This window comes from Paenibacillus barengoltzii NBRC 101215 (assembly GCF_004000745.1).
Taxonomy (GTDB): Bacteria; Bacillota; Bacilli; order Paenibacillales; family Paenibacillaceae; genus Fontibacillus; species Fontibacillus barengoltzii.
Genome location: NZ_BILV01000038.1, coordinates 16,326 through 39,122 on the forward strand (window position 1 = coordinate 16,326; position 22,797 = coordinate 39,122).

A 22,797-nucleotide genomic window follows, 5' to 3' on the forward strand; every position below is an offset into this window, starting at 1 on the left:
CTTGCTCCCGCTCCTACTTCACACCTGCAGCCACTTCAGCCCGTACTTCCGCGCCCTCTTCCTTGACAGAGCCTCCGGGAGTCGAGGCTGCCTCCGCTCCGGCACCCGCTGCCCCGCTCGCTCTGCCGCCGTCAAACTGCAACGCGCCCAGCGTATAGCCGGCATAAACCGGCTTCATCGCGGCAAACAACGACCCGGCCGCTGCAGGATCCGCCAGCGCCGCCTTATAGGTGCGCACGATTTCGGCCAGCTGTTCTGGGCGGTAGGTTGCCCCTTCGATGCGGAAGACAGAGAGTCCCGCCGCAAGCAACTCCTTCACCGCGGGCAACAAACAGAGTTCTTTCGCCAACATCAGATGGTTGCGGCCATGCACATCCCGGTAAACCGGATTTTCGCCTTTATCGGTTTTTAGCACGAGAATGCTGTTATCCACGAAGTGATTGTCTTCCTCGCCAATGGCTTGGAACACTTCGGCGTTTTCGTATAAGTCATGCTCCATGTACATGATCGCCGGCGTGCCGTGAACGATGGCCTCCAGCGGGCCTGGGGCATGCGCCAGCAGCGCGGCCAGCTCCTTCAGCGGCAGCTCCATCGAGGCCGTAAGCCGGCTGACGCCCTGCTCCCGGTAAAACTCAGCCGCGAGCTGATTGTAGACGTTCAGATTGAAATCCCCGACCAGCGGGTACCCTTTATCGGCAAATTTCCGAATTGCGCCCAGATTTGTCACCATCACGCCGTCAATCGGCAACCGTTCGCCCGACAACAATCCGTCATACATTTCAAAATGCAGTTCCGTCATCATCCGCGGCAGGCTCAGATAAAGCTTCGCATTCCCTTTGACTGCCGCCAGTTCCTTCACATCCTGCTTCGTAAACGGACGATCCGGCTCAAAAACGTCGCCGGAGAGATAAAGATGGTCAGCTCCCGCTTCCAGCGCAGCCTTGGCCTGAGCCACGTTATTCACGTGCACGGAGACGCCAGGAGCCGCGTGAATCTCCTGCACCGTTCCCTTCTCTTGTCCCACCGCCGCCAGTGTCTCGCGAATCACAGCAACCCGTTTGTCACTGAGCTCCCGTTCCTCCGTTGGCGTACTGAACACTTTACCTGTGCTATAGAACTTCCCTGTTCCTTCGTAACGCCGGTTGATGTTGGACAATCCCGGTCGGCCAAACGCATAGGCTGTTGAAAAATCCCGCTTGCGATGATCATAAAGCAGCTTGGTATCCCGGTTGCGTTCAAAGCCTACCGGATCGTTAATATAACGGTCAATCGCGTCGCCATACGCCTTCACCAGCATCACCACGAAGGCGGCATCCCGCATGCGGCCTTCGATTTTGAAGGAAGTGATCCCGCCATGAATCAGCTCTGGGATATGCTCGTACATGAACATGTCTTTAACCGCCAACGGGTATTCCGCCGGATAGACGTTGCCGTCTTTTTTTACACGATAATCCCAGCGGCACGGCTTCAGACATTTGCCCCGGTTACTGCTCATCCCGAATACCGCCGAACTGAAGTAACAGTTCGCCCCATGCACCGAGCACATATCCCCATGCACAAAGTACTCCAGCTCCATACCGGTCGCTTGTTGAAGATAGCGAGTTGTCATAAGGTCCATTTCCCGCGAAGTGACGACGCGAGTCACCCCAAGCTCCTGTAAAGCGCGGACCATCTCCACGTTGTGCACGTTCATCATGACGGAGGAGTGCACATTTAACTTCAAGTTCATCTCCCGGATCAGCTTCAGCACCGCAAAATCCTGGACAATGATCGCATCCGGTCCCGCCGATTCCAGGAAACGCAAATAGGCCCGCGCCTCCTCCAGCTCGCCTTCATTCAGCAAATTGTTGACGGTGACGTAGGCTTTTTTGCCAAGTCCATGCGCAATCTGGACAGCTTCCGTAATTTCCTCCAGGCTAAAATTAAATCCTTTGCGCATCAGGCGCATATTCAGGTTAGGCCCTCCGAAATACACCGCATCACAATTCTCAACAATGACTTGTTTGAAAATCTCGAACGTCCCCGTAGGCGCTAGCAGCTCCACTTCTTTTCCATTAAAAAAACGTGCCACAGCCGTTTCCCCCTCACATGATTTTGATGTCCAACCTATCAACCTATCCCATCCAACTCTATCTACATGAATGACTCACGGACAGTCTTGCATTGGTAGCTCAAATCAACCGATAGACCACAACCGCTGCAGCCAGAACCACATAGGACAAGACAAACCAAGTGTCCCGACTTCTCCAGACCAACAAGTGGTATTCCGAACGCGGTGCGCCTAACGTGTAGCCCCGGGACTCCATGGACAATACAAGCTCTTCCGCCCGGCGGAAGGCGCTGACGGTCACCGGCACAAGAAGCGAGACCAGCATGCGCCCCTTCTCCTTCCATGGCAGCTCCTTCAGGTCCGCACCGCGCGACGCCTGCGCTTTAAGAATCTTGTGCGTTTCCTCCAAAATCGTGGGGATAAAGCGCAGCGCAATGCTCATCATCAGCGTCAATCGCTCAGGCGAGAGGCCAAGGCGTTTGAGCGGCTTCAGCACCCCGCTCAATCCTTGATTCAACACCCCTGGCGTTGTCGTAAACGTCAGGATCGCCGTGAATGATACTAGCAGCCCCATCCGGGAGGCCGCGATGAATCCGCTGTTGACACCGCCGCTGTACAGGGTCCAGGAGCCGATCGACCAAAGCGCTTCCCCCGACTCTACCGTGAAGCACTGAACGATGAAGATGAACACCATCAGCACCCACAGCGGTTTGGCCGCCTTCAAATAATATTTCAGCGGGATCTTGGTCGACAGCATATAGCCCACCGAGAACACCGCGGCCACCGCCAAAGCAGGCCAAGAGCCAACGGCTACGATCGCGATCAAGTACAACATCATCCCGGTCAACTTGGCCCGGGGATCCACTGCATGCACCCAAGAGCCGGTATCAATACTGCGTCCGAACAGTAGCTTATTTCGCATGTCCGTTGCCTCCTTCCCCTGAAACGCCGGAAAGGATCGGCTTGAGCCGCCCGGCCGGAACGGGCTGATCCACGGACAACGAGGCCGGTACGGGAAGCTCCTCCAACACATGGCCTTCCACCAACGCACCCGCTGACGCCCCCCGTTCTTCCGATCGCCCGACAAGCTCAAGCTGCTCCTCTGACCGATCCGCTCCAGACTCATCGCTCAACAACCGAGCCAACCGCTCGGCCAATGCCTCCGCCGTCAAACACGGCGGCTCCCCCGTCAGACCGAACAGGGCTGCCGCTTGATTCCAATAACGGATACACGCGGGGATTGCCAGTCCTTCGGATTCCAGCCGAGGGGCCTCTCGGACCAACTCTGCCGCACTGCCTTGGAACGATTTCCGACCGTCTTTCATCACGATCCATTGCTCTGCGTACGGAAGGATTTCCTCCATCCGGTGCGTCACCACAATCACCGTCTTCCCCTGTTCACGGTGCAGCCGCGCGAGCATTTCTGCCAATTCAACACGGCTCTGCGGATCTAGCGTCGCTGTCGGCTCATCCAGCGCGATCACGTCCGGCTCCATCGCCAGCACTGAGGCAATCGCCACTTTGCGCATCTGCCCCCCGCTCAAGCGAAGCGGATTGCGGCTGAGGAAGGTGTCGTCCAGCCCGACCAGGGCCAGCGCGCGGCGGGCTCGCGCCTTAGCTTCGTCTAAGGAGCAGCCAAAATTCAGCGGACCAAAGCAAAGGTCCTTCTCCACCGTGTCTTCGAACAACTGCTGCTCCGGGAACTGGAAGACGAGCCCCACCCGCCTCCGCAGCTCGCGAAGCGGCGGTGCCTTGCCGCCAGCTTCCATCGTTACATCCAGAACGTGCACCTTCCCGCCCGTCGGCTTCAAAATGCCGTTCAAATGCTGCATCAACGTCGATTTGCCCGAGCCGGAAGCCCCGGCAATCCCGGCAAATACGCCGTCCGCCAGGTAGAGGTCGACCTCCTGCAACGCATGGTGCCGCCATAGGCTGCGCTCATCATAAGCGAAGCTGACTTGCTCGAACTGTATCGCCATTAAAGATTCGCCTCCTCTTCACCAACTGGTTCAAAGCCCGCAGGAAGCGTCACGCCTCGCCGCCTCAGCTCCTGTTGCAGCCGAATCCGATAAGGAGCGATCAGCCGGCAATTTACCAGCAGGGCTTCATCCCCAAACAGCTCGCCTGGCTCCAGGTCAGCAGCGACCGTTCCGTCCCCCAGCACGATCGCCCGATCCGAAGCCATAATCTCGTCGGCGTCATGCGTAATCGAGACCATCGTGTAACGTCCGCTCTGCTTCATGTCCCGCAGGATGGCAAGCAGCTCGCCCCGGGCCTTCTCGTCCAACATCGAGGAGGCCTCATCAAAGATGACGATGTCCGGCTCCATCGCCAAGATGGAAGCGACAGCCACCCGCTGTTTTTGTCCTCCCGACAACTCCGAGGGATGCTTGGACAGCAGATGGCCGATGTGCAGTTTATCCGCATATTCCTTTACGCGCCCTACCATAACTTCTCGCGGTAGATTACGCCCCTCTAAGCCAAAGGCAATGTCCTCTTCGACCGTGGCGCCGATAAATTGGTTGTCCGGGTTTTGAAACACCATTCCGATGCGTGGACGCAGCGAAGTCAACGTATCCCGATCCAGCTTCGTTCCCTGCACATATATCGCGCCGCGGTTAGCCATTAACAAACCGCCCAACAGCTTTGCCAGCGTGGATTTGCCGCAGCCATTCGGCCCCACCAACGACACCCAGCTGCCCGAAGGGATGCTAAGCGTAACATCATGAAGCACAGGATGCTCCGGGTGATAGGCGAAGGAAACCTCCGTCAGCTCATATGCGAATCCGGTTTCTCCCATTTCTCTCTCCCCTTAAGGTGTACGTCATGTGAAGCCCCTCCGGCTTATGCCGTTTCCGCTAAAAAACCTTCAAACAAAGACAGCTTCGACAACGACGGAATCAAATATCTCACAGCAATCCCAACGGCGATCCCGGTCAGAACTCCCATGATGAGCAACATCGGTAAATAGTAGAAAATTTTCGTCGTACTAAAATACAGAGCAGCGGCGGTCAATTGCCCGATATTATGGGCAATCCCCCCAACGATGCTAATCCCGATAACGCTTAGCCGTCTGCGCCCAACCAGCAGCAGAAACCACATCGCCGCAAAGCTGAACAACGCCCCCATAATACTGAACAGAAAGCTGGAAAAGGTCCCGAAAATAAACGCCGTGAGCAGCGTCTTTAACAGCACCATCATGAAGGCGTCCCGGGCCCTGAGAAAATAAAGGCAAGTCAGCACCATAATATTCGCCAGCCCAAGCTTCGCCCCGGGCACGCTCATGTTCACGGGAATCAGAGACTCTACCAAGCTGAGAACGACCGCCACTGCCGCGAATATCGCGACGATCACCGTTCTTTTTAACATCAGGCTTGATGACTCATTAAAGGATTGCATCAACTTCGTCGCCCCCTTCTGTAGCTACCACTTCAACCATCAACTTATGTGGCAAGCAAACAATCGTCCCGCCGTTCCGGTCAATAAATCCGAAGGTTAGGCACACTTTATCCGGGCAGTCAGCGTCGATCATTTCAATCCCGTAGTCATGTACCTTCAAAATGTTGTAGCCATACTCCGTTTTAATGTCCACCGTCTGTTCTTCTCCGGTCAACTGCACCGTCTTATACAGCTTCCCATCCACTGTGATTCTCGCAACCCGATTCTCATCATTGTGATTGTTTTCACTTGAATCGCCAAACCATCTCGGAACCAAGAAGGCCAAAGCAATCACGACGATGGCTCCGATCAACAGGATATCTCCGCGTTTCATGGCTAACTCCCTTATTTTTTGATTATATAAATCTTAGATGACCTCATTATACATGGTGCCTCCCCTCCTCTAGTGTGACAAATATCTCACGTTTTTCGGTTTTCCCCGGGTTTCACAAAATCATCACTTTAAAAAGCCCTCTAAATATATGTATTGCTTTTTTTTATTGATTCAAGTATAATAATAAATTAGTTGTTATAACCACGTTGCAGTTCCTCAGAAGATTATAACTCTCCTTATACCGTTCGGTATGAAATTCCTTATTTGAATGACCCAATCAATGTAAGAATTTGGACGTTTTTCTGATTCACACTGGCGCGGTCATCGGAGCCGCAAGGACAAATGAGAGGTAGGGCATTTGTTGTTTTAGAAACAGGCAGTTTGTTGTAGTCGGAGCAGGGACAATAAGGCCGGTCTTCACGTGTATATGAAGGCTTGGATAACAATACGAAGCAGGCATTGGCGCGCATAGCCGGTGCCTGTTTTGCTTAGAATAAGGCTGTCTTTCCAAACAATCCAAAGGGGTGTATGAAATGCGCGAAGGTTTGATTCCTACCGTTCTTGGAGCTGTAGTATCCGCTTCGGCCGCAACACTGCTTGGAAGCAAGTATAAGCTTGCCGCTACCGGTGCGCTTGGTTTTGGTTTGGCCCATATTGTGTTGGGTACCATCGACTTGATTGAACACCGTTAGCCATCCGTTTGGGAGACGGACGACCCGGAAGCTACAGCTTCCGGGTATTCAGCATGGAGCACACCGTCATTTCCTTGGCGGTGTTTTTCTATCAACGTACATATTCCCATCCTTTCCAGCAAACACTTCCATTGAGACGATTTAAAGAGAAAGAGGATTGGCAATGGAACTTGTGGACCGCATTCGCAGCCGTTTTGAGCAGGATGGCGATTTTTTTATCGAAGAGCATATATGGGCTGGACGACCAGTTCGCGTCATGGGATTCAAGTCATTGATCGATCTGCCGAGAACTTGGGCGAATCTGCAGATCTCCATCCGGGAGGCGGATTGGGACGGGAGCCAAGATCCAATTGCCTTCTTGTCGGTATTAGCCCATCTTGGCCAAGTCCTCTCGGAACCTAACGAAGATACCTTGTATTCCGCTTTGACGAGCGGCAACTTGATTGTCTGCTGTCCAGATCCCCAAGTGTACCTGCAGATCTTGCCAGTTCCCGTTACCTTGCACCGCGGGATCGAACAGCCGCTCAATGAGAACGTACTGCAAGGTGCGGCCAGCGCCTTCAGCGATGACCTCCTTACCAATGTAGGACTCATGAAGAAGGAATTAAACACGGAGAAGTTATGTACGAAGATGTACCTTACCGGAAAGAACACGTCTCGAAAAATAACCCTGATGTACTTGGAAGGTCAAGTGAGGCCGGATCTGCTCCGAGAAGTGAAGGAGCGCCTTGAGGCGAACAAGCACCAAGATATCTATAATGTGCAACGTCTCTCCAAATCACTTGGCTTCCATCCGTGGAGCGCCTTGCCGAAATTCTACACAACCGAGATGCCGATTGAGGCTGCCTATGCGCTCCGGCAAGGCCGTCTTCTTCTTTTTATCGATCGGTTACCGCTTGCCTTGATTTTACCGGCTTTAGTCAGCGATATCTTCATGATGGAGAATGACCGGAATTACTCGGCTATGTTCATGTATATCATTCGGGGGCTACGCTTGGCTGGCATCCTCATCGACCTCATTATCCCTGCACTCTATGTTGCGCTCGTCTCCGTGAACCCGGAGGTACTGCGGATTGAACTGGCGCTTACGATTGCCGAGAGCCGATCCGGTGTACCGTACCCGGCATTCGTAGAGACCATGCTGCTGTTAATTGTGCTGGAGCTTATCATCGTTGCCAGTGTCCGACTGCCCAAGAGCATCGGCCCTACACTTACGGTCGTTGGAGGGATTATTTTAGGACAAGCCGTCGTTCAAGCCAGATTGGTCAGCAGCCTGCTGATCATTATCTTGGCGGCAACCAGTATTGCCAACTCGACCGTGGTAGGATTTCAGAACTCGTTGCCCCTGCGTCTGTACAAATATCTCACGTTAATCTTGGCTGCCCTATTTGGCATTCTTGGGATTATGTCCGGCTTGGTTATCCTCTGCGCTTATTTTGCCAGTGCGACCACCTACGGCATTCCTTACTTACACTTCTTTAAACAAAAGGATGATTCGAGTGGATAGAAGTATTCAAGTTATCATCGTCCATATCCTGATTCACCTCGGGATCGTTTTCTTTATCTTCCCTACGACCATCATAGACTGCACGAAGGAAGCCCACTGGATCTCGATCCTATTGGGCTTTCTTCTGCATTGGTTTTTGATCTACATCTATACCAAGGGATTAAGCCGCTTTGAAGGCCAGAACCTGATGGATATCTATCTCCAGTATGGGAAGCTCCTTACCGCGATCTTCCTGTTGCCCCTATTCGTTTACTTGTCTATGCTAGCCTCCGTGACGATTCGGGCGTATGCGGAAACGATCTCCCTCGTGTTTCTGTCCTACACCCCGTTATGGGCAACCATGCTGCTCATCGCGATCATTTCGGCCTTCATCTCTTCCTTGGACATCCATGCCCTTTTTCGTACCGGCGTCCTTATGGGGGTGATCTTTTTCCCTCTGATTCTCTTTGTATTATGCATGGCGTTTCAGAATGTCGATTGGCATTACGTCTTCCCCTTATGGAGCAACGATTTTTCGTTCCTTACCAACCCCAAGTACCTGGAGTCTACATTTGCCTGCGGGTTTATGTATCTCGGATTCATCCAGCCCAGCATACGGTATAACCGTAAAAAAATCTTGTGGTGGAGCATTACCCTTATTCCGTTCTATTTGATTGCGGTGTACATTCCGGTGTTAACCTTTGGGGAGGATACGGCGGCCAAGTTCTATTTCCCCTTCATCACCGCAGTGGATACCATTGATATTACTTGGCTGATGTTTGACCGCATCACGATGTTCTTCTTGCTCTGCACCGTCACGTTCTTCATGTTGTTTGTATCCTTGACGGTTTGGGTCAATACTGAGATCTTGAAGCGTTGTCTGCCGAAAACCGTCCGGACGCCTTACATCGTCATCGCGCTCTACCTGCTGATCTTCATCTCCGGCATCAAAATTCGAGATTTGCAGGAAGTTGATTTCCTTTTTGATGTGAATGCCTGGTTGCATACCTATAATTACCTCGTCATTCCGTTTTCGATCTATATTCTGGGATGGATTTCCCGACGGAAGGCTGCGACTGCCGTATGAAGACCCGTCTGCTTCTACTAAAAATGGTACTGGCCATCTGCTGCCTCTTCATTCTAGGCGGATGTTGGGATAATCGAGACATCAACCACCGTTCCTTGCCTATCGTCATGGGGATCTCCCGGGTAGATTCCATGTACAAAGTATTTCTTATGATTCCCGAATCGGGCCAAGATGGGACTAAATCTATGCTCGTGACACGAACGGGTCAGACGATTACCGAGATCGTTGATGAGATTAGCTCAAACATGGAATCCCGCGTGGATTTGCTGCATTTAAAAGTCATTGTCTTTGAACGAAAATATGCCGAGGAAGGGTTAGCCGACAGCGTCTCCAGCTTCATCCGTTCCCGTGAAATTTCAGCCAAAGCATTGGTTGCCATTTGCGATGAGGATATAGGCAAATTCTTCTATCATTTACATAAAGAGACAGAAACCGATCAAACCGTGTTATACAACTTCTTCGAGAAAAATGCCGGTCTAAACCCAACCGTCGCGGTCTCGCGAATCTGGGAAATCTTTCGCAGCATCCATTCTTACACCCGGGACATCGGGATTCCGCTCATTCGATCAGGAACAAGCACCATCATCGAAAACGCCGGCACTGCCATCATCCAGCACGGCCGGATGGTCGGGCAGATTTCGGAGGATGAAACCATGCTGTTCAATGCGTTTAATGAGCGAAGCGCACATGGCCGAATTGAGGTCATGAACCACGCCAGCGTGATTATCCTAGGCAACTCCATGAAGCATCACGTTACACTGAAAAACGGAGCACCGTACATTCGCAGCCAGATCCATCTGAAGGTGTCGATCCTGGAAACCCGCGGGCATCCTTCTCTCGATACAATCAAGGATGAGCTCGAGTCCCAGTTGACTGAACGTTTCAGAAAAATGATAAAGTCCATGCAACAGCATGAAGCGGACATCTTGGGCGTAGGCCAATATTTCCGGAACAAAATCCCGAGGGAACAGCTCGCCCATTGGCGGTCGGAATATTTTCCCCGTCTGAGAGTGGACTTGGTGGTGAAAACAACAATTCAAAACGAAGGGAACCTAAAAACCGATAACATCAATACTCGCCAATAAAGCTCACAATCAAGAAAATCCCCCCCGGTCGCACCGTGAGGGGATTTTTCATGAAAGAAGAGCATTATCCGCCGATAGCCATCGCCGTGAAGACGACCGGCCCTACAACTCTGGCGGAGCTGTTATTATCCTGATTTTCTACGATCAATTGATAGTTTTGGACTCCAAGCGGGGCATGCTCAACCATGTGCACATTGATAAGGCCCCAATCGTTGAAGGCGTCCTCGATTTCTACCAGTCCATAGAAGATTTCGGTGCCTGCTCTCCAGATACGCACCAGGATGTTCGGCGTATCCAGCTGCGCTTCAACGCCAATTGTTGCCTTCAACTCAACACGGTTAGTCAAGGACGCTGGATCTGCGGGATCCAGGAATACCGAAACCCCTGCAATCTGTACGCCCCCTGCAACCGGAATCGGAATGTTAACACCATTGGTAATCGGAGTCACAACCGTCGAGTTGTAATCCAAAAGTGTTTTTGCCATACCATCTCTCCCCTTTGCTAAGGTATGTTCTATTCTATGTTAGAGAGAAAGAAGATTCTTAGATGAATGCATTAGTAGAATTGACTCAATTTTATACAAGCACAGGAGCAAGAAATGGGCATATGATGGAAAAAAAACTTGGAGGTTATGTCAGACATGAGTTATGTTCCCGGACCGTACCCCGGCTTGTCGTACGCCGCTCCGTATGATCCTTACATCTATCCTCAGCCTTATTTCGCTTACGGTTATTCCAATCCGCCGGCCTATCAACCTGCCCGCTATCCTGACTATATCGAGCCCAGCCCGATCTATCCTGAATACGATTCGTCTCCTTTGCAAGAGGGATCTTGGGATCGGCAGCCCCTTCAAGATTACGGGCAACAGCCGTTTGTCATCAATATCAGCGATGCCGCCGAGCATAACCGGAACTTCCGGACCGCTCTCTGGACGGGCAAGTATTTTCAGGTCACTTTGATGAGCATTCCGGTCGGTGAAGATATCGGCTTGGAGGTTCACCCGGATACGGATCAGTTTGTACGCGTGGAAGAAGGTCGAGGCGTTGCGCAAATGGGCGATCGTGCGGATCACCTCACCTTCGTACGAAACATCCGTGAAGACGACGCGGTCTTCATCCCCGCGGGCACGTGGCACAACATCATCAACACCGGCAATGAGCCGCTGAAGGTGTATGTCATTTATGCCCCGCCGCACCATAAATTTGGCACGGTGCATCGAACGAAACGAGAAGCGATGATGGAGCACGAGTAATCTCGATGGGGGACAGGGAGGTTGATGGAAACCTCCCTGTTTGCTGTCACAAATAGATTCCTTCACTTGTCTTATAGATGTACACAAAATAAAGACAAAATGGAGGAACCAACAATGAGCAAATTACTGGTCATTAACGCACACCCGGAGGCAAATTCGACTGCATCTTTTAGTCTGAACGTATTGGACTTTTTTCTAAAAAAATATAGAGAGCATCAATCCGGCGAGGAGATCATCGAACAAATCAACTTATACGAGGACGTTGTCCCCATGGTGGACAAGACGGTACTTAGCGCATGGAGAAAACAAAGAAACGGTGAAGAACTAACGAGCGAAGAGCACGAGGTCACCCGAAAGATGGACAAGGTCCTTCAACAATTCAAAAGCGCGCGGAAGTATATCATCGCCTACCCTTTGCATAACTTTAACGTGCCGTCCAAATTAAAGGACTATATGGATAACATTATGATCGCCAAAGAAACCTTCAAGTACACCGAAAATGGATCCGTAGGTCTTCTTAAGGACGGACGCAGCATGGTGGTCATCCAGGGCAGCGGAGCGATTTATACCAACAACGATTGGTATACCGAAGTTGAATTCTCTTATAAGTACCTGAAATCGATGTTTCAATTTCTGGGGATCGAGGATTTTGAAATCATTCGGGTTCAAGGAACCGACATTTTAGATAAAGATGAAGTTTTGCAGAAGGCCTATACCGAAGCGGAGAAAGCGGCGGTTCAGTTGGCTTTGAAATGATAAAAAAAGCGCCCCCCGAAAACCTCGGAGGGCGCGTTACGCTTGCATATCAGATGCTGGTGAAGGGACTCGAACCCCCGACCCACGCATTACGAATGCGTTGCTCTACCAGCTGAGCTACACCAGCAGGTTCGTTTTTAGCGAACAAAATTTATTATACCGAGTTTTAAAAATAATGCAAGCACCAATTTCAAGAAATTATAATTTCTCGCGCACCGAGCGTAGCTTCTGCTCCGAGGAGCTGGCTTTGTCGCGGCGATCATCGATCTTGATCGAGGTTGATACGCGGCCGGCACCGGATTGGAACGGCGCTTCGTGAATCGCGCGAATCGCAGTAAACACATCATCTAACGATCCTTCAATAATCGTGCTCATGGAGGTGAGGGTAAAGGTAATGCCCTTCTGCTTCTCCAACACCCGATGCAACTCGGCTACATAAGCGCTGAGGCTGGTGCTCCCCGTCCCGATCGGAATAACGGTAACTTCGGCGATAGCCATAATCGGCTCCCTTCTTTCCTGGTTATTGGATTGGTTTGAAACCTTTAGATCCCTAAGCTGTTTTTCGTCCGATAACTCTATTCTAACCAACCCCGCTCCTGAAGATCAACCGAACCCGTCTGCTAAATTTCCAGGCCATCCCCAAAACTCACATCCCCTGTAAAACGCCGTCTAGTCCTCCAGTCCCATTTATAAATGTTCACATTTTTCATCCGTCCCCCGCTCTCCGCATCATTGCGCGGACCGGAGGTTTTCACATCGTTTTCAGTCAGTTTTCAATGGGAAAATCCCATTTACAAACACAACATCTTGGGCTATCCTTAGATCAACGCAACAAAATATAGTGTGAACGGGTGATCCGGCGGACGATCCGCCGGAGCTTAAAAGGGAAGTGCGGTGCAAGTCCGCTGCGGTCCCGCCACTGTAATCGGTAGCTGGGTACTAAAGACGAGGCGTTCGCCTACATCGTCTTGAAGACCCAGCCGTTCGACTGACGATATGCCACTACAGCTTAATGCTTGATGAGCTGCGGGAAGGCGTCAGCAACGTTCCGAAAGCCAGGAGACCTGCCCGTTTGAAAGACACCGACGGAAAACCTGCGAGGATCAGGGATGGTGTCCGCTTGCCGCCGAAATGTTGGGCCTTGATTTGGTCTGTCCATCTTTTTTGCAGTGCATTCGGGCATGTCTACCTCGTTGGTTGGACATGCTCTTTTATTTTTGAACTAAAGCTCGGTTTACAGGGAGGAGAAGTGTGTTATGGCATGGGTAAGCCAGACGTATACCGGCCGGGACACCTTGCTGGATGAAGTGATTCGAATGGGCGAGGAAATCGTCCAGAGCCGCAATCTTGAGGTGCTGCGTGAGAACGCCAATTTAAACGGAGAGAGCTTCTCCGGCAAGATGAGCAAATTCGGCAGCGAGTATTCTAAATGGTATGCAAGTCATTTCGTACTGCCAACTCGCTTGGTCCAGGCGATTCAGGATAATATCGTGTATGTTCACGACTTGGATCAGTATGCTCTTGGCACAACGAACTGTATCTTTATCCCGTTTGACAAGCTGCTGCGCAGAGGCTTCAACACCGGCAACGGCAGCGTACGCCCGCCAACTTCGATCATGACGGCGATGGCGCTGGTAGCGATCATTTTCCAATCCCAGCAAAACTCCCAATACGGCGGCGTGTCCGCCAATAAGCTGGACTTTGATCTCGCTCCGTACGTAGCCAAATCGTTCGCCAAATACTTCCGCAAAGGGCTGGATTATTTCGAGGAGGGCAACGCGAACGCTGATTTTGGTGATATCACCATGAGCCGCAGCGATCTGAAGAAGCAATATCCTAAGGCATTTAGCTATGCGCTCAAGGAAACCAAAAGTGAGACGTTCCAGGCAGCCGAAAGCCTGATCCATAATCTGAACACGATGTCGAGCCGGGCCGGCGGGCAAATCCCGTTCACCAGCATCAATTACGGCACATGTACCTCACCGGAAGGACAACTGGTCATCGACTCCCTGCTCACGGCCACGATACGCGGGCTGGGCCATGGGGAAACGCCGATTTTCCCGATTCAGATTTTTAAATGTAAACAAGGCGTCAACCAGAATCCGGGGGAACCTAACTACTCCCTATTTCTGAAAGCGGCGGAATGCTCGGCCAAACGGCTTTATCCCAACTTCGCCAACCTGGATGCTCCGCTGAATCTGATGTACTACGATCCAACGGATCCGGATACGGAATTTGCGACAATGGGCTGCCGCACCCGGGTGCTGGCTGACCGGTTCGGCCGCAATCGTCTGTCTGGCAAAGGCAACCTTTCCTTTAATACGCTGAACCTGGTCAAGCTAGGCTTGAAGTACGGCATCGCGTTGGGACACCGCAAAGAGCCCGACGAACGCGGCTTCTACCGCGAGCTGACTCACTATATGAATATCGCCCTGGAGGGATTGCTGCATCGCTTCTCGATTCAGGCCTCCCAAAAAGCGAAGGCTTCCGATTTCATGATGCGGGAAGGCGTCTGGGAAGGCGGTGAGCAGCTGGCGCCGGATGATCAGGTCGGCGAATTGCTGAAGCACGGCAGCTTGTCCATCGGGTTCATCGGGCTGGCCGAATGCATGAAGGCGATGTACGGGAAGCATCACGGCGAAGATGAAGCCGTGTATCAGAAAGCTTACGACCTGATCGCCTACATGCGCGACTATTGTGACGGCCAAAGCGAAATTCACAATCTCAATATCACGTTGTTTGCGACCCCGGCGGAGGGGCTGTCCGGCAAGTTCACCAAACGCGACCGTGCGGTCTACGGCCCGCTGCCCGGGATTTTGGACCGCGAGTATTACACGAATTCGTTCCATATCCCGGTCTACTACAACATCAGTGCGGCACGAAAAATCGAGCTGGAAGCCAAATTCCACGGGCTGTGCAACGCCGGAGCCATCTCTTATATCGAGCTTAACGGCAATGCCCGCAACAATCCGGAAGCATTCGTCAAAATCGTGCAATACGCCCTGCAGCAGCAGGTCAGCTATTTTAGCATCAACCATCCGATCGACCGCTGCTCCGCCTGCGGCTTTGAAGGGATCATTGGGGCAAGCTGCCCCTCCTGCGGCAGCCATGAGAGCGAAGTGCATATTCGCCGTTTGCGCCGGGTGACCGGTTATCTGACCGGCGACTACCAGACACGGTTCAACCCCGCTAAACAAGCGGAGGTTCGCGACCGGGTGAAACACGACGCATGAACATTTGCGGGTACTACCCGGAATCCATTAATGAAGGGCCCGGCTTGAGAGCAGCGATCTTCATCAGCGGATGCCGCCATTATTGCAAAGGCTGCTTCAGCCCAAAAACCTGGAGCTTCGATTACGGGGAACCGCTCACTTTGGAGCGGGAAGCAGAAATTATTTATGACATTAAACATAATCCGTTGCTCAGCGGACTCACGATCCTTGGCGGTGATCCTTTTTTCTCCGCTGCTGAGGTCTGCGGTTTTATCGACCGGCTTGTGGCGGAAACCGGGCCAATATCCATCTGGATTTACACCGGTTATACGTTGGAAGAATTAATCGAACGCCCCGGCTCCCCCGAATATGAACTGTTGCGGCGTTGCGAGGTGCTGGTCGACGGAAGGTTCGTTGAGGAGCTTCGCGATCCTTCCCTGCTCTATCGCGGCAGCTCCAATCAACGGCTGATCGATATTCAACAAAGCCTGCGGCAGGGACAAGCCGTGTTATGGGAGCCCCTGTTCTCTTTTTAGCTGATTGATCTTATTGATCCTGAGCGCAACTTGATTGCGCCCCTTTTTTCACTGATTATCTGCAATTTGAACATTCAAGATTTGGGGTAACGCCCCCCATCTGCAGTATTGATCCTACCTTAATATATGGAAAGTGAGGATTTATCTCATGCCTACTCTAGTGACAAAACCAAATAACCGACAGCTTGCGTTTGACAGCGCACGCCTTGGCGTCTATGCTGACCGGATTTTGCAAGGATTACATAACGTCGATAAAGAGCGCCTGCTGCGCGGCGTCAATGCAAAGCTGCGCCGGGATGTGGTGACCGGTGAAGAAATTAGCAACGCGTTTACGATGTCCGCACTGGAGCTCGTCAGCAAAGATGAGCCCGATTGGAAATATGCAGCGGCCCGCTCCCTGCTTACCTCTCTGTATAAGAAAGCAGCGGTTCATCGTCGCTACAAAGCCTATCCAGAGCAACCTTACGGGTCGTTCTATCACCTCATCACCGAGCTATGCCAACTCGGTATTTACCGCGAGGAGCTGCTGGAGTGCTATACGAAAGAGCAAATTGAAGAGCTGGGCCGCACGATCGACCCATCCTGCGATCTGCTGTTCGACTACATCGGTCTGTTGACGTTAACGGAGCGTTACCTGGCGACCGACTTCGACGGACGGACGATGGAACTTCCGCAGGAGCGTTATATGGTCATCGCCATGTACCTGATGCATAAAGAGCCGGAAGAGAAGCGTCTGGAACTGGTGAAGGAAGCGTATTGGGCGATGAGCAACCTCTATATGACTGCAGCGACGCCAACGATGTCCAATGCCGGTAAAAAAGTAGCCGGCCAGCTCTCCAGCTGCTTTATCGATACCGTTGACGATTCCCTTGAGGGCATCTTCGACTCCAATACCGACGTTGCCCGCTTGAGCAAAATGGGCGGCGGCATCGGCGTTTACCTCGGCAAGGTCCGCGCGCGCGGCTCGGACATTCGCGGTCACAAGAACACCAGCTCCGGCGTAATCCCTTGGATTCGCCAGCTGAACAACACCGCCGTCAGCGTCGACCAGCTTGGAACTCGTAAAGGTGCGATTGCGGTTTATCTGGATGTTTTTCACAAAGATATTCTCGCCTTCCTCGACTTGAAGCTGAACAACGGTGACGAGCGGATGCGCGCGCATGACGTCTTCCACGGCGTATGCTTGCCTGATCTGTTTATGGAGGCGGTGGAGGCCCGCGGGGAATGGCATCTGTTCTGCCCGCACGAAGTGAAGAAGACGATGGGCTGGAAGGATGAGAACGGGCGTGCGTTGGGGCTGGAGGATTTCTATGACGAGGAGCTTGGGAAAGGCAGCTTCCGTGAAAAATACGCCGAAGCCGTGGCCCACCCTACTCTGTCACGCATCACGATGCCAGCGATTGATATCATGAAGCGCATCATGAAATCGCAGCTTGAGACCGGCACACCGTACATGTTCTACCGCGATACGGTAAACCGGGCGAACCCGAACCGCGCGCATGGGATGATTTACTCGTCCAATCTGTGTACGGAGATTATGCAAAATCAATCGCCAACCGTCGTCGAGCAAGAGGAACTGGTGACGAAGGACGGACAAACGCGGATCGTCGTGTCCAAAATCCCGGGCGATTTCGTCGTCTGCAACCTGAACTCCATCCACCTGGCCCGCGCAGTACCGGCCGGCGTACTGGAGCGGTTAGTACCGATTCAGACGCGGATGCTTGATAACGTTATCGACATCAACAATATTGAAGTGCTGCAAGCGCAGTATACGAACAGCCAGTATCGGGCGATCGGGCTCGGCACGTTTGGCCTGCACCATCTGCTCGCGCTCGAAGGCATCCGCTGGGAATCCCAGGAGGCCGTGGAATACAATGACGCTCTGTATGAAAAGATCAACTACCTCCTGATCCAATCCAGCATGGAGCTGGCTAAGGAAAAAGGCAAATATCCGAAATTTTCCGGCTCCGATTGGGAAACCGGGCAATACTTCGTATCCCGCGGTTACGTGGACGGCTCCCGCGAAGGCAAATACGTGACGACCGAGCAATGGCGCGAGCTGCAGAAGGAAGTGCGTGAGAACGGCGTTCGCAACGCCTGGATGTTCGCCATCGCCCCTAACGGTTCAACCTCGATTATCGCCGGCTCCACCGCCAGCATCGATCCGTTGTACGAGCTGCTCTCGTATGAAGAGAAGACGACGTACAAAATCGCCAATCCGGCACCGGACCTGTCCGAAAAAACGATCTGGTACTACAAGACCGCGTTCCTGATCGATCAGCATTGGTCGATCGAAATGGCCGGTGCGCGCCAGCGCCACGTCGACCAAGGCCAAAGCTTCAACCTGTACGTGCGGCCGGACATCCGGGCCACTGACTTCCTTGACCTGCATCTGCATGCTTGGAAGGCCGGGTTGAAGTCGACGTATTATGTGCGGAGCCGGGCGTTGACGATTGAGGAGTGTGAGAGCTGCGCCTCATGAGGTACTCAACCCTCCCCACCCCTCCCTTACCGTAAGGGAGGGCGCCCGAGGGCCTGCTGCCCTCTGGTCTCCCGCAAAGGGGAAGAACGTGGGAGAGCAAGAGGCGCTCCTGCGCGCTCTCCCCTATCGGGGATTCGCTGAGGTTGGCTCGTGGAACGCTTTTCCCCCTTCGGGTACGTCTTACTTTGGGCGCTCCCGAGTGACCTGGAAAACCGTGCTGCTCAGGACTGCTGCTGTCGGCGCACCCGGGCGGCATATGTGCACTGAGCCGCTTGTCGCCCTTCGGGCCCGCTCTACTGCAGTGCTCCTGCGGGGCGGGGACTGCGACTGCGGCGGACATGGTGCTGCTCCGTGCGTAACCGTCGTTGTCCCCTTCGGGGATGCACTTACTTTTGGTGCAAAACGAGAAAGCTTCCGGGGCGCTTTAGGCGGAACTTCGTGCCGGGAGGCGTTGTCCCTTCGGGATGCACTTACTTTTGGCGCAAGACGAGGGAGCAGCAAAGGCGCTTTGAGCGTAACTGCGTGCTTGAAGACGCTATCCCCTGCGGGGATGCGCTCACGTTTTGAACATATATACATGCGGGCCAGAGGGGGAAATGATTCTGGAGAAACGCCGGCAACCTGATCTCGCAATACCCCCATCCCATGTACAACTTACTCAACAAAAATTAAGGAGCGAAAATCCCATGCAACTTCAAACGATTTTTAATACCGAAGCCCCCAACAAATCTACGCGCATCATCGGCGGCGAATGCTCAGGCATCCTGAACTGGAACGACATCCGCATGCCGCATATGTACAAGCTGTACAAGGTGCTGCTGCTCAACCACTGGATTGCTGACGAGATCCCGATGGCCAAAGACGCACAGCAATTCGCCCTGCTCGATCCGGAAGAGCAACGTACCTTCAAGATCAACATCTCGCTCTTGGCGGTGCTCGACTCGATGCAGACGATGTTTGTCGGCGACGTCAAACGCTACTTCACCGACTCCTCGTTGGAGGCGATCTCGGCGATCATCGGACAGCAGGAAGTCGTACATAACCAATCCTACTCCTACGTGCTGTCCTCGATCGTGTCGGAGCAGGAGCAGAAAGAAATTTTCGAGTATTGGAAGCACGATCCAGTGCTGCTGGACCGCAACAAATTTATCGCGAATATCTATCAGAACTTCCGTGACGAACCTACGCCGCAATCGTTTTTTGAAGCGCTGGTAGCGGATCTTATTCTGGAGGGCATCTTCTTCTATAGTACGTTCGCATTCTTCTACAATCTGGCGCGGGACCAGAAAATGATGGGCACCAGCCAAATGATCTCGTACATCCAACGGGATGAGAACCAGCACTGCTACTTCTTCGCCGAAGTGTTCAAACAACTGCTGATCGATTATCCGGAACTCAACACGAAGGAAAATATCGATTACGCCTATCGCACAATCGACAAGGCGGTCGAACTAGAGACGAACTGGGCGCACTATACCTTAAAAAATGTCCCTGGCATCGACTTAAACGAATTGTCCGATTACATTAAGTACATCGCGAACAAACGGCTGACGTTGATGGGGCTGGATAAAGCCTATGAAGGTGTGGATATCAACTGCATGCCGTGGATCAAGCCGTTCTCCGATGAAGCGCTGAACGCGACGAAAACAGACTTCTTCGAAGCGAAATCCCGCAACTATGGCAAGGTCGGCGACGACAACGGGTTCGATGACCTATAATTCCTTGCTCTGCTTAAGTGAAACGGATCTATGGCTCTTCCGCGTCGGCTGCGGAGGAGCTTTTTTTTGCAGAAAAGTTTGTCTATTTAAATTCGGTTTAAAAAAACAGGATATGCTATAATCATTACCATCCTAAACCATCGGCCAAGTGCCTGAAACACATTCGGAAGGACGTTGCTTGCATGGATTTGCTGATTACGGTTATTTTGCTGCTCATCTGTCTAGTGGTATCCAACATTATCAGCCACTACATCCCGATGATCCCAACTGCACTGACTCAAATCGCCCTTGGGATCCTCATTGCATTGGCCTACAATGAGTTCTCGCTCGAACTTGAAACGGAATGGTTCTTGCTGCTCTTCGTAGCGCCTCTGTTGTATAACGACGGAAGGTACTTCCCCCGTGACCAGTTATGGAATATGCGCGGAGCGATTCTGGGGAATGCCATCATCCTCGTCGTATTAACTACGTTGGGAGGCGGTTACCTCATTCATGCCGTCATTCCTGACATTCCGCTCGCTGCGGCGTTCGCGCTGGCGGCGATCCTCTCCCCTACCGATCCAGTGGCGGTCAACGGGATCGCCAAGCGGATTCATATCCCGGAGAAGGTGCTGAATCTGGTCCGGGGGGAATCGTTGATCAATGATGCCTCCGGCCTGGTCGCTTTTAACTACGCGGTCGCGGCGGTTGTGACAGGTTATTTTTCCCTGAAAGAAGCGTTGTTTGACTTCTCCTATATGTTCGTGGTCGGGGCTTTGCTTGGTTTCGTGCTCAGCTTGGCGATGGCCTGGATCCGGTTCTCCCTGCTCAAACAGGGGATTAAGGATACGACGCTGCACTCGCTGCTGCAAATTCTCACGCCGTTCCTGATCTTTATCGTGACGGAGGAATTCCTGCATGCTTCCGGCGTTATTGCCGTTGTTGTCGGCGGGATCGTGCATTCACTGATGCGAGAGCGGACGGAAACGATGCTGGCCGAGGAGCAATTGTTAACGGAAAATATTTGGTCCACCCTGCTGTTCATCCTGAACGGGGTTGTCTTCCTGCTGCTCGGTCTCAACATCCCTTCATCCATTCAGGATACGGTCGCTAACCCGAATATTAACAATGTGCTGGCGATTGGGTACGTGCTCATTGTTGGAGTTGGCATCTTGGGGATTCGCTTTATCTGGTCGCATCTATTTGCCATTCATGATTACAAGAAAGGCAAAGGGGATAAACCTACAGCGAAGTCCAGCCTGATGCTGACCTTGACCGGGGTTCGCGGCGCGGTTACGATGGCGGGGGTCCTGTCTATCCCTTATGTCGTAGCCAGCGGCGGTCCGTTCCCGGAACGGTCGTTGATTCTGTTCTTGGCCGCGGGTGTGATCTTGTTTACGTTGATCGCAGCCACGATCTTTTTGCCGATGCTTAGCAAAGGGGGAGCACCCGGCGAAGAGGACAGCCCGTTCCTCGATTACAACGAAGCTCGGACCCGCGTGTTGCGCGTTGCGCTGAACAAGATCAAAGAGGTCATGGACGACGACAACAAAGTCGCAGCCTACCAGCTTATGGACGAGTATAGCCGGCTGCTGAAGCCCGCGTTGGATCAATGGGGCGCTCGGCGGCTTGATCGACCCGAGATGCTCGGAAAAATCACCGAACTGCACCGGGCCGCACTTAAGGTAGAACGCAACTACATCCAACAAGCCGTCCAGGAAGGCAGAATCGATAAAGAGATGTATGAAACCTTCGAGAAGGCTTTGGATCACCGGGAAGAGAAGCTGTCGCAAAGCGGAAGCTCCCGCTTCTTCTTCCTGGTCGGCACGACCGTCCGGGATTTCCGCCGGGCGAGACGGAAATACAAAGATGACAACTTGAAGGCCGTAGGGCGGGACATTCACCTGAAGGCCTTGCAAGCAGCACTCGAATATTTACAGGGGTTGAAAAAGGGAGACGATTCCGACAACATTGTTCAATATGTCATCCTGGATTACAAGCGTGCCATCGCACGTCTGAAAGGTTCCTCAAGTCCCTTCAACGAGAAGACGGAAGCGCAGAAGGAAGAACTGCGGCTGATCGTAATGGATGCTGAACGCGCAGAAGTCAACCGGATGTTCGAAAATGGCGACATCAGCCGAGAGCAAGCCCGGGAGCTGCGCAGAACGATCAACCAAATCGAGGGCATCACCCTCTTCGAGCACGAGGAATAGCCAAAAACACCTCCACAAATGTGGAGGTGTTTTTGGATGCTGTCGCAGCGGCTCGCCCCGCCGACCGCCTTAACGCTTGCCCAGCCAGGCGGCGGCGTTCAGAGCGCCAACCCGCAGCGCTGCCCAGGGCAATGGCAAGCCGTCCGGGTGCCGGAGGCGCACCGTCCGACTCTCGCCCGGCAGCAGGTCGAAGTAGTTGTCGCTGTAACGGACCCCGCCCAGCGGCAGCTCCAGCTTGACCAGCCGGGCGGCTGCCCCGCCGGAGGCGGTGACCGTGACGGTCTGCTCCGCTTCGTCTACCTGCACGTCCAGTTCAGCCGCTGGCAAGCGCAGCTCCTTTGGATCGCGCAGGTAATAGCGGTTCACCGGCGCGCTGAACCCCGCAGCGCTCAGCTCCACCAGCACCTCTTCCGGCGCCAACCCCGCCAGCGCCTCCGCCTCTTCCAAGCGCCCAAGCCGCAACGCGGCTTGCGGCGG

21 protein-coding genes, 1 tRNA gene and 1 riboswitch are annotated in these 22,797 nt (G+C 52.9%); of the genes, 12 read left to right on the forward strand and 10 right to left on the reverse strand.

The window, feature by feature from the left end; translation table 11 throughout:
- Positions 1-13 precede the first annotated feature (13 nt).
- From PBA01S_RS12155 to PBA01S_RS12180, 6 genes are all read right to left on the reverse strand, one after another.
- A complete protein-coding gene (locus tag PBA01S_RS12155) occupies positions 14-2,071 on the reverse strand; it encodes a peptidase U32 family protein (RefSeq protein WP_085279188.1) in 2,058 nt (685 codons plus the stop codon).
- A 100-nt stretch (positions 2,072-2,171) separates the two neighbouring features.
- Complete coding sequence (locus PBA01S_RS12160; protein ID WP_127576069.1) at positions 2,172-2,972, reverse strand: energy-coupling factor transporter transmembrane component T family protein; 801 nt, start codon at positions 2,970-2,972, stop codon at positions 2,172-2,174.
- A complete protein-coding gene (locus tag PBA01S_RS12165; RefSeq protein WP_127576070.1) occupies positions 2,962-4,029 on the reverse strand; it encodes an ATP-binding cassette domain-containing protein in 1,068 nt (355 codons plus the stop codon). The genes PBA01S_RS12160 and PBA01S_RS12165 overlap by 11 nt, the downstream gene beginning before the upstream one ends.
- On the reverse strand, positions 4,029-4,850 hold the full coding sequence (locus tag PBA01S_RS12170) for an ATP-binding cassette domain-containing protein (RefSeq protein ID WP_016313642.1): 822 nt from the start codon (positions 4,848-4,850) through the stop codon (positions 4,029-4,031). The genes PBA01S_RS12165 and PBA01S_RS12170 overlap by 1 nt, the downstream gene beginning before the upstream one ends.
- Before the next feature lie 44 nt (positions 4,851-4,894).
- Positions 4,895-5,449 carry a Gx transporter family protein gene (locus PBA01S_RS12175; protein WP_016313643.1) on the reverse strand — a complete coding sequence of 185 codons (555 nt, stop codon included), beginning with the start codon at positions 5,447-5,449 and terminating at the stop codon, positions 4,895-4,897.
- Positions 5,436-5,822, reverse strand: coding sequence for a NusG domain II-containing protein (locus tag PBA01S_RS12180; protein ID WP_016313644.1), 387 nt, complete (start codon positions 5,820-5,822; stop codon positions 5,436-5,438). Before PBA01S_RS12180 ends, PBA01S_RS12175 begins: the two co-directional genes overlap by 14 nt.
- Before the next feature lie 533 nt (positions 5,823-6,355).
- Here PBA01S_RS12180 and PBA01S_RS12185 point away from each other — a divergent pair.
- The 4 genes from PBA01S_RS12185 (at position 6,356) to PBA01S_RS12200 (ending at position 10,172) form a co-directional block, all read left to right on the forward strand.
- Positions 6,356-6,514, forward strand: a complete 159-nt coding sequence (locus PBA01S_RS12185; protein ID WP_028538097.1) for a hypothetical protein — start codon at positions 6,356-6,358, stop codon at positions 6,512-6,514.
- Positions 6,515-6,677: 163 nt separating this feature from the next.
- Positions 6,678-8,021, forward strand: coding sequence for a spore germination protein (locus PBA01S_RS12190; protein ID WP_127576071.1), 1,344 nt, complete (start codon positions 6,678-6,680; stop codon positions 8,019-8,021).
- Positions 8,014-9,087, forward strand: coding sequence for a GerAB/ArcD/ProY family transporter (locus PBA01S_RS12195; protein ID WP_016313646.1), 1,074 nt, complete (start codon positions 8,014-8,016; stop codon positions 9,085-9,087). Before PBA01S_RS12190 ends, PBA01S_RS12195 begins: the two co-directional genes overlap by 8 nt.
- The gene (locus PBA01S_RS12200) at positions 9,084-10,172 is read left to right on the forward strand and encodes a Ger(x)C family spore germination protein (RefSeq protein WP_085169577.1); all 1,089 of its coding nucleotides are present in this window, start codon (positions 9,084-9,086) and stop codon (positions 10,170-10,172) included. The genes PBA01S_RS12195 and PBA01S_RS12200 overlap by 4 nt, the downstream gene beginning before the upstream one ends.
- A gap of 64 nt (positions 10,173-10,236) precedes the next feature.
- On the opposite strand, the gene PBA01S_RS12205 is transcribed toward PBA01S_RS12200, so the two are convergent.
- On the reverse strand, positions 10,237-10,656 hold the full coding sequence (locus tag PBA01S_RS12205) for a hypothetical protein (protein ID WP_051416845.1): 420 nt from the start codon (positions 10,654-10,656) through the stop codon (positions 10,237-10,239).
- 156 nt (positions 10,657-10,812) lie between these two features.
- On the opposite strand from PBA01S_RS12205, the gene PBA01S_RS12210 reads away from it, so the two are divergent.
- A complete protein-coding gene (locus tag PBA01S_RS12210; RefSeq protein WP_084628820.1) occupies positions 10,813-11,424 on the forward strand; it encodes a cupin domain-containing protein in 612 nt (203 codons plus the stop codon).
- A gap of 114 nt (positions 11,425-11,538) precedes the next feature.
- Positions 11,539-12,180, forward strand: coding sequence for an FMN-dependent NADH-azoreductase (locus PBA01S_RS12215; protein ID WP_127576073.1), 642 nt, complete (start codon positions 11,539-11,541; stop codon positions 12,178-12,180).
- A gap of 54 nt (positions 12,181-12,234) precedes the next feature.
- Here PBA01S_RS12215 and PBA01S_RS12220 read toward each other — a convergent pair.
- Together PBA01S_RS12220 and PBA01S_RS12225 are read right to left on the reverse strand one after the other, a co-directional pair.
- Positions 12,235-12,307, reverse strand: a tRNA-Thr gene (locus PBA01S_RS12220).
- A gap of 71 nt (positions 12,308-12,378) precedes the next feature.
- On the reverse strand, positions 12,379-12,678 hold the full coding sequence (locus PBA01S_RS12225) for an MTH1187 family thiamine-binding protein (RefSeq protein ID WP_009224027.1): 300 nt from the start codon (positions 12,676-12,678) through the stop codon (positions 12,379-12,381).
- Between the two features lie 334 nt (positions 12,679-13,012).
- Positions 13,013-13,266: riboswitch (cobalamin riboswitch) on the forward strand.
- Positions 13,267-13,436: 170 nt separating this feature from the next.
- Here PBA01S_RS12225 and PBA01S_RS12230 point away from each other — a divergent pair.
- The 6 genes from PBA01S_RS12230 to PBA01S_RS12255 all read left to right on the forward strand — a co-directional run bounded on the left by PBA01S_RS12230 (position 13,437) and on the right by PBA01S_RS12255 (position 22,320).
- Positions 13,437-15,413 carry an anaerobic ribonucleoside triphosphate reductase gene (locus PBA01S_RS12230; protein ID WP_127576074.1) on the forward strand — a complete coding sequence of 659 codons (1,977 nt, stop codon included), beginning with the start codon at positions 13,437-13,439 and terminating at the stop codon, positions 15,411-15,413.
- Entirely contained in the window at positions 15,410-15,928 is a 519-nt protein-coding gene (nrdG, locus tag PBA01S_RS12235; RefSeq protein WP_127576075.1) for an anaerobic ribonucleoside-triphosphate reductase activating protein, read from the forward strand. The genes PBA01S_RS12230 and nrdG overlap by 4 nt, the downstream gene beginning before the upstream one ends.
- Positions 15,929-16,076: 148 nt before the next feature.
- Entirely contained in the window at positions 16,077-18,410 is a 2,334-nt protein-coding gene (locus PBA01S_RS12240; protein ID WP_127576076.1) for a ribonucleoside-diphosphate reductase subunit alpha, read from the forward strand.
- Between the two features lie 88 nt (positions 18,411-18,498).
- Positions 18,499-19,035, forward strand: coding sequence for a hypothetical protein (locus PBA01S_RS12245; protein WP_127576077.1), 537 nt, complete (start codon positions 18,499-18,501; stop codon positions 19,033-19,035).
- A gap of 61 nt (positions 19,036-19,096) precedes the next feature.
- Positions 19,097-20,128: a ribonucleotide-diphosphate reductase subunit beta gene (locus tag PBA01S_RS12250; protein WP_016313657.1), complete on the forward strand. Its 1,032-nt coding sequence runs from the start codon at positions 19,097-19,099 to the stop codon at positions 20,126-20,128.
- A gap of 182 nt (positions 20,129-20,310) precedes the next feature.
- Positions 20,311-22,320: a Na+/H+ antiporter gene (locus PBA01S_RS12255; protein WP_127576078.1), complete on the forward strand. Its 2,010-nt coding sequence runs from the start codon at positions 20,311-20,313 to the stop codon at positions 22,318-22,320.
- 69 nt (positions 22,321-22,389) lie between these two features.
- Here PBA01S_RS12255 and PBA01S_RS12260 read toward each other — a convergent pair.
- Positions 22,390-22,797, reverse strand: a 408-nt coding sequence (locus tag PBA01S_RS12260) for a glycoside hydrolase family 2 protein (protein WP_304363570.1), incomplete at its 5' end; no start/stop codon positions are given.